Source organism: Rhodococcus sp. ARC_M12 (genome assembly GCF_022810385.1).
GTDB lineage: Bacteria > Actinomycetota > Actinomycetes > Mycobacteriales > Mycobacteriaceae > Rhodococcoides > Rhodococcoides navarretei.
Window position 1 is genome coordinate 1 of sequence record NZ_JALGQI010000007.1, and the last position, 15,107, is coordinate 15,107.

Here is a 15,107-nt window from a genome sequence, read left to right on the forward strand (position 1 = left end):
GATCACCCACGTGTTACTCACCCGTTCGCCGCTCGTGTACCCCGAAAGGCCTTACCGCTCGACTTGCATGTGTTAAGCACGCCGCCAGCGTTCGTCCTGAGCCAGGATCAAACTCTCCGTAAAAGACCTGCGAAACAACAACCCCCGAAAAGGGCTGCGAATCAGTCAAAGACATCAAGTCAAATCACTAGCAAAAAAACTCAACTAGCATATTCAAAACAACACCCGACAACAACCACCACAAGCGAATGGCTGATACATCGAATGCTTTCACCAAATAAAATTCGGCACTGACATTCATCGACACACTGTTGAGTTCTCAAAGAACACGCACACACCATTCACCAGCGAGCTGAAGCTCGTAGATGTCCGGGGCAACCGTTCCAGATTAGATCAGACGATCGAACACAGTCAAACTGCGCTTCTCATCCGTGAAGGAGTCAAGCCTCGCGGCTCACCACCTTCGTTGTGTCGGAAGCGAACTCCGCGTTGCTCAGGCCTTGCGGTCTGGGCTGGCGTCCGTGTCGCTCTGACCTGGACAAAGTTACGCCCCGGATAACAACGCGTCAAATCCCCAGGTCGTTCACGCGTGATTCGTGTGAACAGCCTGGTCGCAACCGGTCACTTACCCAACTGACGGGCGTCGTAACCAAATTACATGGATGTGACTCCGCCCACTGCCAACCGAGGAGAACTAACCGGTGATTCGCGCGCCGGCGAAGTTCCGCTTTCCGCGTCGGACCACCAACCACCGGCCGTGCAGTAGATCGGCCGCGCCGGGCGTCCAGTCCTCGTCGGAGATCTTGACGTTGTTGACCGATGCGCCGCCCTCCTTGACCGCGCGCCGAGCAGCCCCCTTGCTTTCGCTCAATCCGGTAGCGACCAGCAAATCGACGATGGTGTTCGGTGCACCGGCCTCGATGTCCGCCACCGACGCTTCTTGCAGCGCGGCAGCGAGCGTCTTTTCATCGAGCTCCGTCAGTTCCGCCCGCCCGAACAGGGCCTGGCTGGCGAGTTCGACCGATCGCGTCGCCGCTTCACCGTGGACGAGCGTGGTCATCTCGGCGGCAAGGCGCTTCTGCGCTTCGCGCGCATGCGGACGCTCGGTGGTCGCCAACTCGAGTTCTGCCAACTCGTCCTTGGACAGGAAAGTGAACCAGCGCAGGTACTTCACCACGTCCGCGTCACCGGTATTCACGAAGTACTGGTACCAGGCATAGGGGCTCGTCATTTCCGGGTCGAGCCACAGGCTGCCGCCTCCGGTGGACTTGCCGAACTTCTTGCCGTCGGCGGACGTGACCAGAGGAACCGTCATCGCGTGGACCGACTCGGCGTCCTGGCGCCGGTTCAGCTCCACCCCCGCGATGATGTTTCCCCACTGATCGGAACCACCGATCTGGAGACTGCAGCCGTACTGCCTGCGAAGCTGCACGTAGTCGTTCGCCTGCAGCAGCATGTAGCTGAACTCGGTGTACGACATTCCGTCGCTTTCGAGCCTGTTCTTCACCGTCTCGCGAGCAAGCATCACGTTGATGGAGAAGTGCTTGCCGATGTCGCGCAGAAAATCGATCGCGGACAGCTCCCCCGTCCACGACAGATTGTTCACCACCACTGCACCCGTCGGGCTCTCGTCCAGGTCGACGAACCGCTCGAGCTGACCACGGATGCGCGACGCCCACTCGGTGACAACTTCAGGGGAATTCATGGTGCGCTCCCCCACGTCGCGAGGGTCACCGATGAGCCCCGTCGCACCGCCGGCGAGAATGATCGGCCGATGTCCGGCCCGCTGGAACCGCTTGAGCGCGAGCAACGGCACCAAGTGCCCTGCATGCAGCGACGGACCGGTCGGATCGAAACCGGAATACAGCGTGATCGGACCCTCGGAAGTCGCCTCCCTCAGCGCGTCCACGTCGGTGGACTGCGCGATCAGTCCACGCCAGGTCATTTCGTCGATGATGTTCTCGCTCACGACGTCGATCCTCCCGCATGGACGCATCCAGCTGGCGGTCAGGCCTCCGAGCCACCGGGAGCGTCGGCGCGAGGACTGCGTTTGTAGCTCGATACCGCCGACGATCCGCGGATCCAGAAGCGCCACGGACGATCGGGTGCCAGACTCACCCCGACCCGTGGTCCGGACACAAGAGCCGTGCCCGGCAGCGGACGGTCGAGCAGTTGCAGGGTGACAGCGGACGACGCGTCGAACAGCTCCGTACCGTTGTCCGCCAGCGCGACTCCCAGTGCTCGACCGAGATTGCCCGGTCCACGGGCCCAACCGGCCTCGACCCGCGGCGATCGTGGACCGCGGCCGGCGCGCCTGCTCTCGACGACGTCGTGACCCGCCACCACTTCACCCGCTCGCAGCAACACCGCAGCGGCCGTACCGTCCGGGCCGCAGCTGACGTTCATGCAGAGGTGCATCCCGTAACTCAGGTAGACGTACAGACGCCCTGCGGGACCGAACATCACCTCGTTGCGAGGAGTCGGCCCCCGGAAGGAATGTGCAGCCGGATCGGGCCACGGACCATCGAGCGGACCACCGTAGGCCTCGACCTCCACGATGCGCACGGACACGTCGCCCACGGTGACGGTTCCACCGAGGATGCGTCGGGCTGCGTCGTCGGGCTCCCCGATCTCCAAGTCAGCGACATTCATTCATCCCATGATGCTTCGCCCTTGACGACCGGGTGCCGACGGGGCTATGACTTCGACATCCGATGCGTCTGGAGGCCAGTATGGCGTTCACCGGGCAACATGCCGTCGAGATCACGGGGCTGACGGTTCGTCGCGGCAAGCGAACAGTGCTGCGCACTCTGTCTCTGACGATCCCTCGTGGTGCCATCACCGGACTTCTCGGTCCGTCGGGCTGCGGCAAGACGACTCTGATGCGTGCGATCGTCGGTACTCAGATTCTGCACAGCGGAACCGTGACCGTTCTCGGAACTCCGGCCGGTTCGGCACCGTTGCGCCGCACGGTCGGGTACGTGACCCAGGCACCGAGCGTGTACCGAGACCTCACCGTTCGCGAGAACGTGCAGTACTTCGGGTCGCTGTACGGCCGCCGACGTGCGGACGTGGTGTCCGCCATCGAGTCGGTCGGACTGGCCGACCACGCGTCGTCACGGGCCGGCGAACTCTCGGGTGGCCAACTGGGGAGGGTCTCCCTGGCCAGCGCGCTGGTTGCCGAACCCGAGCTGATCGTCCTCGACGAACCGACCGTCGGCTTGGATCCCGTACTGCGCTCGGAGCTGTGGTCGCGTTTCGCCGATAGCGCGGCACGCGGCACAACAGTGCTGGTCTCGAGCCATGTGATGGAGGAGGCGGAGCACTGCAGCCGTCTCGTTCTGATGCGCGACGGCACCGTGCTGGCTCAATCGAGCCCGGAGGCGCTACTCGCGCGCACAAACGAAACGACTCTCGATCGCGCATTCCTGTCTCTCATCAGATCTACGGAACAGACACCGTGAACGCGCGAATCTACGCCGCGGGCACCGTCCGCATACTGCGACAGCTCAGAGCCGACCACCGATCGGCGGCCATGGTTCTGCTCGTTCCGTCCCTGTTGATGGTGTTGCTGTACTTCCTGTACGAAGACGTGCCGACCCAGCCGAACCAGCAGCCGTTGTTCGATCGGATCGCCATCACGATGCTCGGCATCCTGCCGTTCGTCGTCATGTTCCTGATCACGTCGATCTCGATGCAGCGTGAACGCACCTCGGGAACGCTCGAACGTCTGCTGACCACTCCCATGTCCAAACTGGACCTGCTCGCGAGCTACGGGTCCGCCTTCTCGCTCGCCGCTGTCGCGCAGGCGCTACTCGCATGCACCGTCGCGTTCGGACTTCTCGGGCTCGACATCGAGGGCTCGGTCGGTTGGGTTCTGGCGATCGCAGTCCTGGGAGCGATGCTCGGCGTCGCCATCGGTCTGCTGTGCAGCGCATTCGCTCGCACCGAATTTCAAGCCGTCCAGTTCATGCCGGTCGTCGTGATTCCACAGCTGTTTCTGTGCGGACTTCTGGTGCCGCGTGACCAGATGCCGAATTGGCTGAGCACGATCAGCAATCTTCTGCCGTTGAGCTACCTGGTCGACGCGCTCCAGGAGATATCCCGGTACCCCGGAGTCACCGGGGGCATGTGGACCGACATCGCCGTGGTCGCGGGGTTCACCGTTGCCGCACTGAGCGGGGCGGCCGCGACATTACGTCGCCGAACCCCGTGACAGATCTAGGAGGTGGCGCGAGCCAGGATCGACTCGTGCTCGGCGTCGTCGACATCTCGGGCGTCGTCGGCGAGCAACACCGGAATACCGTTCTCGATCGGATACGCACGCCGCAGACGCGGGTTGTAGAGCAATTCCCCTTCGACCAACAGCAGCGGACCCTTGTCCACTGGGCACGCGAGAATGGAAAGCAGTGTCGAATCGATTGCCACGGGTGTCCTTCGCTCTGCTCCGGTCGAACCGAAGTGGTGTACTCGCTTACGCTACCGAACCTGCCATTTCCCAGCAGGCTCCACTCCTACGACGACTGCTCGACGATCGCCTCGCGTCCGATGAATCGTTCGGCCACAACAGCTTTCGTCAACCTGCGGTAACTGTTCGACTCCGAGTCGTAGTACCACGACCGCGCACTCGGCGTCGGAATTCCGGACTTCTTCAATGCCGTTGCGGTCGGGCGGTACGCGCGCCCCACCGGAATCTCGGGCACCACGTGCACGATCGCCGGACGCTCGGCAGGAAGCAGAACCCCGAGCGCGTCCGTCAACGCACGAGCGGTGATGACCGCTTCCGGCTGCAGCGAGATGGCACAGACCGCTACCTCGACGGCGGACGCCTCGACGCGCACCGACCGCGGCCGATCGGCAGTCACCCGCACCCCGTAGACCACGGCCGAATCGATCTGATCGAGGTCTCCCACGGCGTCGACGATCGGCTGGGTGTACACGGGACCGCACGCCGAACGCACCACTGTGTCCTTGCGGTCGACGAGCCAGTAATCGCCATCGGAATCGCGACGGAACAGGTTTTCGGTCGGGATCCAGGCGTCTGTGGGCTCGAATACTCCGCGCATGACGGGACTGGTGGCTTCGCCGTCTCCGCTCGGTCGGCCGAGGAGCAGTCCGATCTCGTCGTCTCGGCACTGCCGTACGAAGCCGTCGTCGTCCTCTTCGAGGCGGCCGGTGATCGGGTCGTAGGCCGCCAGCGCAACCCGTGCACTACCGGGCAGCGGACGGCCTTTGGAGCCGATCTTCGAGCCCGCCACATTGGCCAGAATCACATCGTTCTCGGTGGATGCGTAGAACTCGAGCACCCGAGCCGGGCTGAACCGCGCCAACGTGCGACGCCACAGCCCCACCGGCATGCCGGAGCCGATGAACAGACGCACCGGGTGACCGGAGTCGACCGGGAACCGGCCGTCGTCGAGGATCTGCCGCATCATCGTCCACGTGTAACTCACGACGGTGACGCCGTAGCGGTAGACCTCTTCGCTGAACCGCTCGGGCTCGAGACCACGCGAGAGTGCAATTCGCGATCCGCCTGCGAGTGCACCACCGATCGTGACGAGAATCCCGGCCGAATGATGAAGCGGAGCAAGGCAATAGACGGTGTCACCGGGACCGAGCGCGGCCGTGGTGGCAGTACCGAAGGCAGACAGTGCCCACCGATGATTGGTGATGTACCGCGGCTCGAGACCACGGTCGGTTGTCGTGAACAGGATCATCGCAAGCTCGCGAGCACGACCCGGATCGGGCTCGTACCACTGAGGCAGACGCACCGCATCGGGATCGATGGCCTCGAGGTCGGTGACCTCGTAGCCGGCTGGGATGTCGAGTCGTCGACTGTCTCCGCCGCCGAGCACCAGGACGTTCGGTGCCACCGGAACTGCGGACGCCACGTTGTCCGGATCGGCGATCACCGTGTCGACGTCGACGGTCCGTAGGGCTGCAGTCAGGTCGCTGCCCGGTTGCAGCAGAACCGGCACTGCCCCGATCCGCGACAGCGCGGCCATCGCGGCCAGCGCGCTGGGCCGAGTCTCCATCAACACTCCGACGCGCGACGACGGTCGCACTCCGACGCTGATCAGGCCCCGCACGACATTGTCGATGCGCACGTTGACCGCATCGTAGGTGTGCACCCTGTCGTCGAACAGGAAGCACTCCCCGTTCGGAGACTTACGGCCCTGCTCGGCGATCAAGCGACCCAGAGACACGCGACTGTGTGGCTGCATCTGACCGAGTCGCGCGAGCCGCGGCAAGGTACGTACTGCCTCGGACGAGATCTCTCGCGTACCGCGCACTGCACCGGTCGCCGCCGATGCCAGCCCGCGCCCGACGCCGACGCCCACCTCGGCAATGGAGGCAGCGGTATGGATCAGACGATTGGTGATGGAGACCCCGCTGTCGAAGTCGCTGTGGTCCTCGCGCTCCATCACGCGGACCGCCTCGGGCTTCGGTCCGAGATCCTCTCGCCATCGGATCCAGTTTCCGGTCGTCGGCCATGTCTGCGCAGCAGCGGTACTGCCGACGACCAACCCGAAGTGGCCGGCGCGCAACGTCGTCTCGAAGACCTGGGCGCGCGGTGCAGCGCGCTGAATGCCGCGCACGGCCAACGGTTGACCGATGTCGTCGACCTCGCCGACGAAGGCCAGGACCGGAACCGTGAGTTCGGCGAGCGTCAGCAACCTGTCCTTGATGACGAACCCACCGGTCATCATGCGATTGTGAACGACGAACTGCTTCAACAATTCCGCCACGGCCGGGCCGGACCAGGCCACCCACCCGTCCATCGCCAGGAATCGTCGCTGCGGCTCCCGCGGCAACAGTGCCTCGCGGTCGTGCAACTGGCGAAGGAAATCCAGGCGTGACCGCACAGTCTTCGCCGGATCGAGCAGCTGAAATCCCGTCCGGGCCATCCAACCCGACACCGCGAGCCGGGTGAAGACGTGGTCCGCGAGAAACTCGGCACCCCGCGTGGCCACCCCGGCAGGGATTCCGAGAGGCAATCCGGCCAAAGTGTCGACCGGGGCCCCGAATGTGATGAGGCTGGCCAGATTTCGGCCGCCTCGGTACGCGGCTGCCTGGTAGCAGAACATTCCGCCCTGGGAGTAGCCGCCCAGGTGGACGTCGCGTCCGGTGTACTCGTGCACCTTGTCGACGACCTCGCTGATCGCCACGACGTGGTCGGCGAGCGTGCGGCCCCACCCGCCTTCTTCGGTATCGGGCGATCCGAAATCGACAACCCACGGATCGAGACCCATACCGTGCAGGATTCCGGCCGCGCCTTGGTCGGTGGTGACGTCGTAGACATCGGCCGAGACCATCATCGGCGGAATGAGCACCACCGGCGGACTGTCCGCGGGCACATCGTCGGGGAAGTAACGCCGAAGCCGATACATCGGCTCGCGGTCCATCACCCGAAACGGCGACGGATCCACCTCGGTTTCGAGACCACCCAGACGGATGACCTCGAGACCGTTCTGCGCCGTGGCGATGGCTCGGCGCAGTGGACCGCGTACGGCGTCTGCATTCAGTCCCACAAATACACTCCTGCGTTCGGCCCCGACGGAACGACCGGCATCGATCTTCGCGTGACGAAAGCTTCTCACATCACACTCGGGGAACCGGCATGGATATCGATTGCGCACTCAGTGCCGCAACACCGGTTCCTCGGCCCATGCACGCAGGGTCCCGGCAGTCGCCCGCACGCCCCCCAGCTGATGCGCAACCTGCACGGCCGCCGTGCCACCGCGCGCATCCCGCGACGAGATGGAACCCTCCACCGTGAGCACCTCACGAACGGCCGGAGTGAGGGACGGATCGATCGCGGCCAGCTCGTCGTCGGTCAGACCCACCAACCCGACGCCTCGCGCCTCGGCCGCCCGCACGCAGGCTCCTGCAGCCTCGTGAGCAACACGGAACGCAATCCCCTGCCGCACCATCCATTCGGCGATGTCGGTTGCGAGTGTGAACCCGGCCGGTGCCAGCTCGGCCATGCGTTCGGTGTCGAACTCCAGGGTCGCCGTCAAACCGGTGAGCGCTGGCAGCAACAGCTCGAGCTGCGCCACCGAATCGAACACCGGCTCCTTGTCTTCCTGAAGATCACGGTTGTAGGCCAACGGTTGCGCCTTCAACGTGGCCAGCAGGCCGGTCAGATTTCCGATCAAACGGCCGGTCTTTCCTCGGGTCAGCTCCGCGACGTCCGGGTTCTTCTTCTGCGGCATGATCGAACTACCGGTGGACCACGCGTCGGCCAACGTCACGTAGCCGTACTCGGGAGTGCTCCACGAGATGACCTCCTCGGCGAATCGCGACAGATCGACCGCCGTCATCGCCAACACGAAGGCCGCTTCGGCGGCGAAGTCACGCGAGGAGGTGGCGTCGATCGAGTTCTCGGCCGACGAGTCGAACCCGAGCTCGGCTGCGATCTTCTCCGGACTGAGCCCGAGCGACGATCCGGCAAGAGCACCGGAACCGTACGGCGACACCGCTGCTCGCGTGTCGAAATCCGCGAAGCGCTGAACATCGCGCAGCAGCGGATGGGTGTGCGCGAGCAGATGATGCGCCAGCAACACCGGCTGTGCGGCCTGCGAATGCGTCTTGCCCGGCATGACGGCCGTCGGATGCGCCGCTGCCTGGGTGGCCAACGCGTCGACCACGTCGAGAACGCCGACCGACACCCGGCGGACGGCGTCGCGCAGCCACATCCGGAACAGCGTGGCCACCTGGTCGTTGCGGGACCGGCCTGCGCGCAACCGACCACCGACCTCGGGTCCGACCCGATCGATCAACCCGCGTTCGAGAGCGCCGTGGACGTCCTCGTCCGACTCGGCTGCCACGAACGCTCCCGAGGAGACGTCGTCGGCGAGGCGCTGCAAACCGTCGAGCATGGTCTCGAGGTCCTGCGGGGTGAGTAGTCCGGCGCCGTTCAGCACGCGAGCGTGTGCCATGGATGCGCGGATGTCGTACGGCGCGAGCACCCAGTCGAAGTGTGTCGACTTGCTCAACGCCGCCATGGCGGCGGCAGGCCCGGATGCGAATCTGCCGCCCCAGAGCGAACCTTCGTTGGTTCCGTGCGAGGTCTCCGAATTCGTCACAGGCCCAGGTCCCTCTTCGCGGCGATCTTCGACGAGAGTCCGTGCAGCTGAACGAACCCCTTGGCCGCGGACTGGTCGAACGTGTCGCCCTCGTCGTAGGTGGCGAGATTGAAGTCGTAGAGCGACTCGCCGCTGCGGCGTCCGTTGACGATGATCCCGCCCGCGTGCAGAACCAGGCGGATATCGCCGGAGACGTGCTCCTGCGTGTGCTGCACGAACGTGTCGAGAGCACCTTTGAGCGGGGAGTACCACAGTCCGTCGTACACCAGTTCGGCCCACTTCTGGTCGGTATGGCGCTTGTAGCGACCGAGCTCGCGCTCGAGGGTCACGTGCTCGAGCTCCTCGTGGGCGCGGATGAGCACCATGGCACCGGGTGCCTCGTAGATCTCGCGACTCTTGATGCCGACGAGCCGATCCTCCACCACGTCCAAACGCCCGACACCCTGAGCACCCGCACGAGTGTTGAGCTCCTGGATCGCTTCGAGTACCGAGACCGGACGGCCGTCGATCGCGACGGGACGACCCTTGTCGAACGAGACGACGAGCTCGTCCGGAGCCTGGAAGTTGACCGTCGGATCCTCGGTGTAGTCGTAGACATCCTTGGTCGGCGCGTTCCACAGGTCTTCGAGGAAACCGGTCTCCACCGCGCGCCCCCAAACGTTCTGGTCGATCGAGAACGGCGACTTGGTGGTCACGTTGATCGGGATGTCGTTCTCCTCGGCGAACTTGATCGCCTTCTCGCGCGTCCACGCGTAGTCGCGAACCGGTGCCAACACCTCGAGCTCGGGGGCCAGCGTGTTGAAGCCGACCTCGAACCGAACCTGATCGTTGCCCTTACCCGTGCACCCGTGTGCGACAACGGTTCCGCCGTGCGCCCGCGCGTTCTCCACGAGGTGCTTGACGATCAATGGACGGCTGATGGCCGACACGAGCGGGTATCGATCCATGTACAGCGCGTTGGACTGCACCGTCGGCAAGCAGTACTCGTCGGCGAACTCGTCCCTGGCGTCGACGACGACGGATTCGACTGCGCCGCAGTCGAGTGCGCGCTGACGCACGACGTCCATGTCCTCGCCGCCCTGGCCCAGATCGATGGCGACGGCAACGACCTCCTTGCCCGTCTCCCTCCCGATCCAGCTGATGGCGACGGAGGTGTCGAGTCCGCCGGAGTAGGCGAGGATGACGCGTTCGGCCATGGTGTTCAAGCTCCTTCGTTGTTCGTGTTGCGCATGATGGGTAACCGGATCTCAGTTACCGCGTCGAGCAAGCTTTTCGATCTTGTCCGCGACCTCGCCACCGGTATGTGGCTCGCGGGCAATCAACAGAATCGTGTCGTCGCCGGCGATGGTCCCGACGATCTCGGGCATCGCAGCACGATCCAGAGCGCTGGCCAGGTAGTGCGCCGCGCCGGGTGGCGTTCGGAGTACGGCCTGGTTCCCGCTGTGATCGGTTGACACCAACAACTCCCCCAGCAACTTCAGGAGGCGGTCGGTGCCGCCGGACACTCCGCGGACCGGGCTGCCGTCCTCGGGCACGACGTACACCCCCACTCCACCGTCGGGTGCGCGGAGTTTCACGGCACCCAATTCCTCGAGGTCCCGCGACAGCGTGGCCTGAGTGGTGTCGATTCCCTCGGCCGCGAGCAGCGACGCCAGCTGCGGTTGACTGCGCACCTGATGCGTGGCCAGCAACGCGATGATCCGTGCCTGCCTGCCCGCGCGGGTCGACGCGGTCAACGGCACCGCAGTGACGTCCTCGCTCATGGTCGGCGGGCCTGCTCGAGGAGCCACACCAGCAGTGCCTTCTGCGCGTGCAAGCGGTTCTCGGCCTCGTCCCAGACCACACTCTGGGGACCGTCGAGCACCTCGTCGGTGATCTCCTCGCCGCGATGTGCGGGGAGGCAGTGCAGCACGACGGCGTCCGACTGCGCCTTCGAGAGCAGATCGGAATCGATGCGATACGGCCGGAACGGAGCGACGCGATCGAGACCGTCGTTCTCCTGGCCCATCGACGTCCAGGTGTCGGTGACGAGCGCGTCGGCACCGGTAGCGGCCTCGACCGGGTCCTCGGTGATGGTGATGGTGGCACCGGTTTCCTCCGCGCGTGCATGGGCCGCGTCGAGAACGTAGCCGAGCGGCGCGAAATCCTTGGGCGCGGCGATCCGCACGTTCAGCCCGGCCGTCACTCCGCCGATGAGCAGCGAGTGCGCCATGTTGTTGGCACCGTCACCGAAGTAGGCCAAGGTGCGACCCTGCAGATTTCCCTTGTGCTCGATCAGGGTCTGCAGATCCGCCAGAACCTGGCAGGGGTGGAACTCGTTGGAGAGGGCGTTGACGATCGGAATCGTTGCGCCGGTGGCCATCTGCTCGAGCCGCTTCTGCCCGAACGTACGCCACACCACCGCCTCGACATAGCGCGAAAGAACCCGCCCCGTGTCCTGCAGCGTCTCCTCGCGACCCAGCTGGGTGTCGCGGCCGGTCACCACCACGGCATGACCACCCAACTGCGCGATGCCCATCTCGAACGAGAAGCGAGTGCGTGTCGAGTTCTTCTCGAAAATCACACCTATTCCCTTGGGGCCCTCGAGCGGACGCTTCGAGAACGGTGCACGCTTGAGCTCTGCTGCCAGAGCGAGGATTTCGCCCTGTTGCTGTGGCGTGATGTCGTCGTCCCGGAGGAAGTGCTGAACGGTCATGGCTGATGAGCCTCCTGTGCTGCGTCGAGAATTGCCGGTAACGCCGTCACGAACGACGCGGCTTGCTCTTCGGTGATGATCAGTGGCGGTGCGAGTCTCAACACGTCGGGCTGCGCCGCATTGAGGAGGAAGCCTGCCTCGCGCGCAGCCGCTTCGGCCGCCGGTGCGACAGCCGCGGTCAGCACCACGCCCAGTAGCAGACCCGAACCCCTGACATGGCTCACCAGAGGGTGATCGAGACCCTCGATGGAGTGCGCGATGGTCTTGCCGATGCTGTCTGCATGCGAGAGCAGATCCTCGTCGGCAATGGTCCGCAACACCGCCAGCGCGGCAGCTGCGCAGACCGGATTACCACCGAACGTGGTGCCGTGCTTGCCCGGATGCAGCAACTCCCCCGCCGCTCCGATGCCGATGCATGCGCCGATGGGCAGTCCGCCGCCCAGACCCTTGGCGAGCGTGATCACGTCGGGCACAATGCCGACCGACTGGTGGGCGTAGAACCATCCCGTTCGGCCGATACCGGTCTGCACCTCGTCCAGGACCAGCAGTGCACCGTGCTTTGCGGTGATCTCGCGCGCAGCGAGGAGGTATCCCTCGGGCGGAACCACGACACCGCCCTCGCCCATGATCGGTTCGAGAAAGACTGCGGCGGTGTCGGAATCGACCACGGCTTCCAGCGCGGCCACATCGCCGTACGGCACGTGGTGCACGCCTGCAGGCATCGGCTCGAACGGGATCCGCTTGTCCGGCTGACCGGTCAGCGCGAGAGCACCCATCGTCCGTCCGTGAAAGGACTTCTCGGCTGCCACGATGTTGGGGCGGCCGGTCAGGCGAGCGATCTTGAACGCCGCCTCGTTGGCCTCGGTTCCCGAATTACACAGGAACACCCGGCCGGTGGCACCGGCACCGAGGTGCGCGAGCAATTGCTCGGCCAACGCGATACCTGGTTCTGTCGCATACAGATTCGAGGTGTGCCCAAGGGTGGACAGCTGAGTGGTGACCGCCTCGATCACCGCCGGATGGGCATGTCCGAGGATGTTCACGGCAATACCCGCGAGCAGATCCAGATACTGCTTGCCATCGGCGTCCGTCACCACCGCGCCCTCGCCGCGGACGAGCGCCACGCGCGGAACACCGTAGTTGTCCATCAACGAATTCGACCACCGCTGTTGCAGATCGAGGGTGGACTCGGTGCCGGTCATGGCGTGACTCCTGACGTAGAAGAATGATCGGGGGTGACCATGGTGCCGATTCCCTCACCGGTGAACAGCTCCACCAGAACGGAATGTTCGACGCGACCGTCGATGACATGCGCCGACGGAACACCCGATCGAACCGCACGCAGGCAGGCTTCCATCTTCGGCACCATCCCGGCGTCGAGCGAGGGCAGCAACGCCTCGAGCGTGGACGCGTCGATCTCGGAGGTCAACGAGCTGCGATCGGGCCAATCGGTGTACAGGCCTTCGACATCGGTGAGCACCACCATCTTCTCGGCACCGATGGCACTGGCAAGAGCCGCTGCCGCAGTGTCGGCGTTGATGTTGTGTACGACGCCATCGCGGTCGGGAGCGATGGTGGACACCACCGGAATGCGTCCTGCTGCAATGAGATCGAAGACCGCTGCAGGGTTCACCGAGGTGACGTCGCCGACGAGGCCGATATCGGTCTCGGTGCCGTCGACCAGCACGGTACGACGCGTCGCGGTGAACAGGTGCGCGTCCTCACCGGAGATTCCCACGGCGTACGGACCGTGACCGTTGATCAATCCGACCAGCTCGCGCCCGACCTGCCCGAACAACACCATCCTCGCGACGTCCATGACCTCCGGCGTGGTGACGCGGAATCCGCCGCGGAATTCACCTGTCAGGCCGAGTCTGGTCAGCATGGCCGAGATCTGCGGCCCGCCGCCGTGAACGACGACCGGGTGTATTCCGACGGTGCGCAGAAATACCATGTCGGCCGCGAAAGCCCGCTTCAGATCGTCGTCGACCATGGCGTTTCCGCCGTACTTCACGACGACGATCTTGCCCGAGAATCGTTGCAGCCAGGGCAGAGCCTCGGCGAGAGTGAAGGCCTTCTGCGCGGCCGTCAACTGCAGTGCCGCCGAGGTCATGACGAGTACGCCGAATTCTCTTCGACGTACGCGTGCGAGAGATCGGTGGTGCGGATGGTGGCCGACCCTGCGCCGAGACCGAGATCGATGGTCACCGCGATGTCGACACCGGACAGGTCGACCTCCCGAGCCCCCGGCGCTCCCACGCCGTCGATGCACACCGGATCACCGTTGAAGGCCACTGCAATTCGATCCGGATCGAGCTCGATCGGGGCGATACCGATTGCCGCGAGCACTCGACCCCAGTTGGGATCCGACCCGAACAGAGCTGTCTTCACCAGCGAGTCCCTGGCGACAGTGCGCGCGCCGATCAGGGCGTCGTCCTCGTTCATCGCACCCGACACGGTGATCCGCACCCGCTTGGTAACGCCCTCGGCGTCCGCCATCATCTGGTCGGCCAGATCGTCGCACACCGCCAGGACCGCAGCGTCGAGTTCTTCCTGCGACGGTGCCACTCCGCTGGCCCCGGAGGAGAGCAGTAGCACGGTGTCGTTGGTCGAGGACGCGCCGTCGACGTCGAGCCGGTCGTAGGACAATCGAGTCGCCGCGCGCAGCGCCTTGTCCAGTTGTTCTGCGGTGGCAACGGCATCGGTGGTGATGACGCTGAGCATCGTGGCCAACGACGGTGCCAACATGCCCGCACCCTTGGCCATGCCGCCGACGTTCCATTTGTCGGCATGGTGAACAGCCGCCTGCTTGGGCACGGTGTCGGTGGTCATGATCGCGTACGCCGCATCCGTGCCACCCGAAATACCGCCTGCGAGTTCGTGTACCACCTCGGTCACGCCGGGCAGCAGCTTGTCCATCGGGAGCCGATCACCGATGAGACCCGTCGAGCACACGGCAACCTCGATCGCCCCGGTCTCGGAACCCCAATTGCTCAGGGCGGACGCCACTTCCTCGGCCGTACGGTGTGAATCCTGGAAGCCAGGCGCACCCGTGCAGGCATTGGCACCACCGGAGTTGAGAATCACTGCGCGCAGCCGTCCGGTGGAGAGCACCTGCTGCGACCACAAGACCGGAGCAGCCTTGACCTTGTTGCGGGTGAACACACCCGCCGCAGCGAAATCGGGACCCTCGTTGAACACCAAGGCCAGATCGGACTTGCCACTCGCCTTGATACCGGCCGGAATACCGGCGGCGCGGAACCCCGCGGGACAGGTGACACCCTGCGTGCGCACGAGCTTTCCCGCAACCATGCCGACGGCCT

General features: G+C 64.8%; 13 protein-coding genes and 1 rRNA gene. 2 read left to right on the forward strand and 12 right to left on the reverse strand.

All coding sequences use genetic code 11. The annotated features are described in order from the left end of the window. The 3 genes from MTX35_RS10405 to MTX35_RS10415 all read right to left on the reverse strand — a co-directional run. Nucleotides 1-123 (reverse strand): 16S ribosomal RNA (locus MTX35_RS10405); the annotation flags it as partial. Nucleotides 124-694: 571 nt separating this feature from the next. Next, nucleotides 695-1,969 carry a tyrosine--tRNA ligase gene (gene tyrS / locus MTX35_RS10410; protein WP_243594892.1) on the reverse strand — a complete coding sequence of 425 codons (1,275 nt, stop codon included), beginning with the start codon at nucleotides 1,967-1,969 and terminating at the stop codon, nucleotides 695-697. Between the two features lie 38 nt (nucleotides 1,970-2,007). Further along, nucleotides 2,008-2,652 carry a DNA-3-methyladenine glycosylase gene (locus MTX35_RS10415; protein WP_243594893.1) on the reverse strand — a complete coding sequence of 215 codons (645 nt, stop codon included), beginning with the start codon at nucleotides 2,650-2,652 and terminating at the stop codon, nucleotides 2,008-2,010. An 80-nt stretch (nucleotides 2,653-2,732) separates the two neighbouring features. On the opposite strand from MTX35_RS10415, the gene MTX35_RS10420 reads away from it, so the two are divergent. Together MTX35_RS10420 and MTX35_RS10425 are read left to right on the forward strand one after the other, a co-directional pair. Then, on the forward strand, nucleotides 2,733-3,464 hold the full coding sequence (locus MTX35_RS10420) for an ABC transporter ATP-binding protein (RefSeq protein WP_243594894.1): 732 nt from the start codon (nucleotides 2,733-2,735) through the stop codon (nucleotides 3,462-3,464). Then, nucleotides 3,461-4,216, forward strand: a complete 756-nt coding sequence (locus tag MTX35_RS10425; protein ID WP_243594895.1) for an ABC transporter permease — start codon at nucleotides 3,461-3,463, stop codon at nucleotides 4,214-4,216. The genes MTX35_RS10420 and MTX35_RS10425 overlap by 4 nt, the downstream gene beginning before the upstream one ends. A 5-nt stretch (nucleotides 4,217-4,221) precedes the next feature. Here the strand turns inward: MTX35_RS10425 and MTX35_RS10430 are convergent, their stop codons facing one another. From MTX35_RS10430 to argJ, 9 genes are all read right to left on the reverse strand, one after another. Then, nucleotides 4,222-4,428: a Trm112 family protein gene (locus MTX35_RS10430; protein WP_243594896.1), complete on the reverse strand. Its 207-nt coding sequence runs from the start codon at nucleotides 4,426-4,428 to the stop codon at nucleotides 4,222-4,224. 86 nt (nucleotides 4,429-4,514) lie between these two features. Further along, nucleotides 4,515-7,532, reverse strand: a complete 3,018-nt coding sequence (locus MTX35_RS10435; protein WP_243594897.1) for an AMP-binding protein — start codon at nucleotides 7,530-7,532, stop codon at nucleotides 4,515-4,517. A gap of 108 nt (nucleotides 7,533-7,640) precedes the next feature. Further along, the gene (gene argH, locus MTX35_RS10440; RefSeq protein ID WP_243594898.1) at nucleotides 7,641-9,089 is read right to left on the reverse strand and encodes an argininosuccinate lyase; all 1,449 of its coding nucleotides are present in this window, start codon (nucleotides 9,087-9,089) and stop codon (nucleotides 7,641-7,643) included. After that, entirely contained in the window at nucleotides 9,086-10,285 is a 1,200-nt protein-coding gene (locus MTX35_RS10445; protein WP_094612580.1) for an argininosuccinate synthase, read from the reverse strand. Before MTX35_RS10445 ends, argH begins: the two co-directional genes overlap by 4 nt. A gap of 51 nt (nucleotides 10,286-10,336) precedes the next feature. After that, complete coding sequence (locus MTX35_RS10450; RefSeq protein ID WP_037192611.1) at nucleotides 10,337-10,852, reverse strand: arginine repressor; 516 nt, start codon at nucleotides 10,850-10,852, stop codon at nucleotides 10,337-10,339. Further along, entirely contained in the window at nucleotides 10,849-11,784 is a 936-nt protein-coding gene (gene argF, locus MTX35_RS10455) for an ornithine carbamoyltransferase (RefSeq protein ID WP_243594899.1), read from the reverse strand. Before argF ends, MTX35_RS10450 begins: the two co-directional genes overlap by 4 nt. Then, on the reverse strand, nucleotides 11,781-12,986 hold the full coding sequence (locus tag MTX35_RS10460; RefSeq protein WP_243594900.1) for an acetylornithine transaminase: 1,206 nt from the start codon (nucleotides 12,984-12,986) through the stop codon (nucleotides 11,781-11,783). Before MTX35_RS10460 ends, argF begins: the two co-directional genes overlap by 4 nt. Continuing rightward, complete coding sequence (argB, locus tag MTX35_RS10465; protein ID WP_243594901.1) at nucleotides 12,983-13,897, reverse strand: acetylglutamate kinase; 915 nt, start codon at nucleotides 13,895-13,897, stop codon at nucleotides 12,983-12,985. Before argB ends, MTX35_RS10460 begins: the two co-directional genes overlap by 4 nt. Further along, on the reverse strand, nucleotides 13,894-15,096 hold the full coding sequence (gene argJ / locus MTX35_RS10470; RefSeq protein ID WP_243595083.1) for a bifunctional glutamate N-acetyltransferase/amino-acid acetyltransferase ArgJ: 1,203 nt from the start codon (nucleotides 15,094-15,096) through the stop codon (nucleotides 13,894-13,896). Before argJ ends, argB begins: the two co-directional genes overlap by 4 nt. Between the last annotated feature and the right edge of the window lie 11 nt (nucleotides 15,097-15,107).

Excerpts from the sequence above, each read along its gene's own strand:
- MTX35_RS10420 (WP_243594894.1), top strand. The coding sequence starts at position 2,733 with ATGGCGTTCACCGGGCAACATGCCGTCGAGATCACGGGGCTGACGGTT.
- argB (WP_243594901.1), bottom strand. The coding sequence starts at position 13,897 with ATGACCTCGGCGGCACTGCAGTTGACGGCCGCGCAGAAGGCCTTCACT.
- MTX35_RS10415 (WP_243594893.1), bottom strand. The coding sequence starts at position 2,652 with ATGAATGTCGCTGACTTGGAGATCGGGGAGCCCGACGACGCAGCCCGA.
- argF (WP_243594899.1), bottom strand. The coding sequence starts at position 11,784 with ATGACCGTTCAGCACTTCCTCCGGGACGACGACATCACGCCACAGCAA.
- argJ (WP_243595083.1), bottom strand. The coding sequence starts at position 15,096 with ATGGTTGCGGGAAAGCTCGTGCGCACGCAGGGTGTCACCTGTCCCGCG.
- MTX35_RS10460 (WP_243594900.1), bottom strand. The coding sequence starts at position 12,986 with ATGACCGGCACCGAGTCCACCCTCGATCTGCAACAGCGGTGGTCGAAT.
- MTX35_RS10445 (WP_094612580.1), bottom strand. The coding sequence starts at position 10,285 with ATGGCCGAACGCGTCATCCTCGCCTACTCCGGCGGACTCGACACCTCC.
- MTX35_RS10450 (WP_037192611.1), bottom strand. The coding sequence starts at position 10,852 with ATGAGCGAGGACGTCACTGCGGTGCCGTTGACCGCGTCGACCCGCGCG.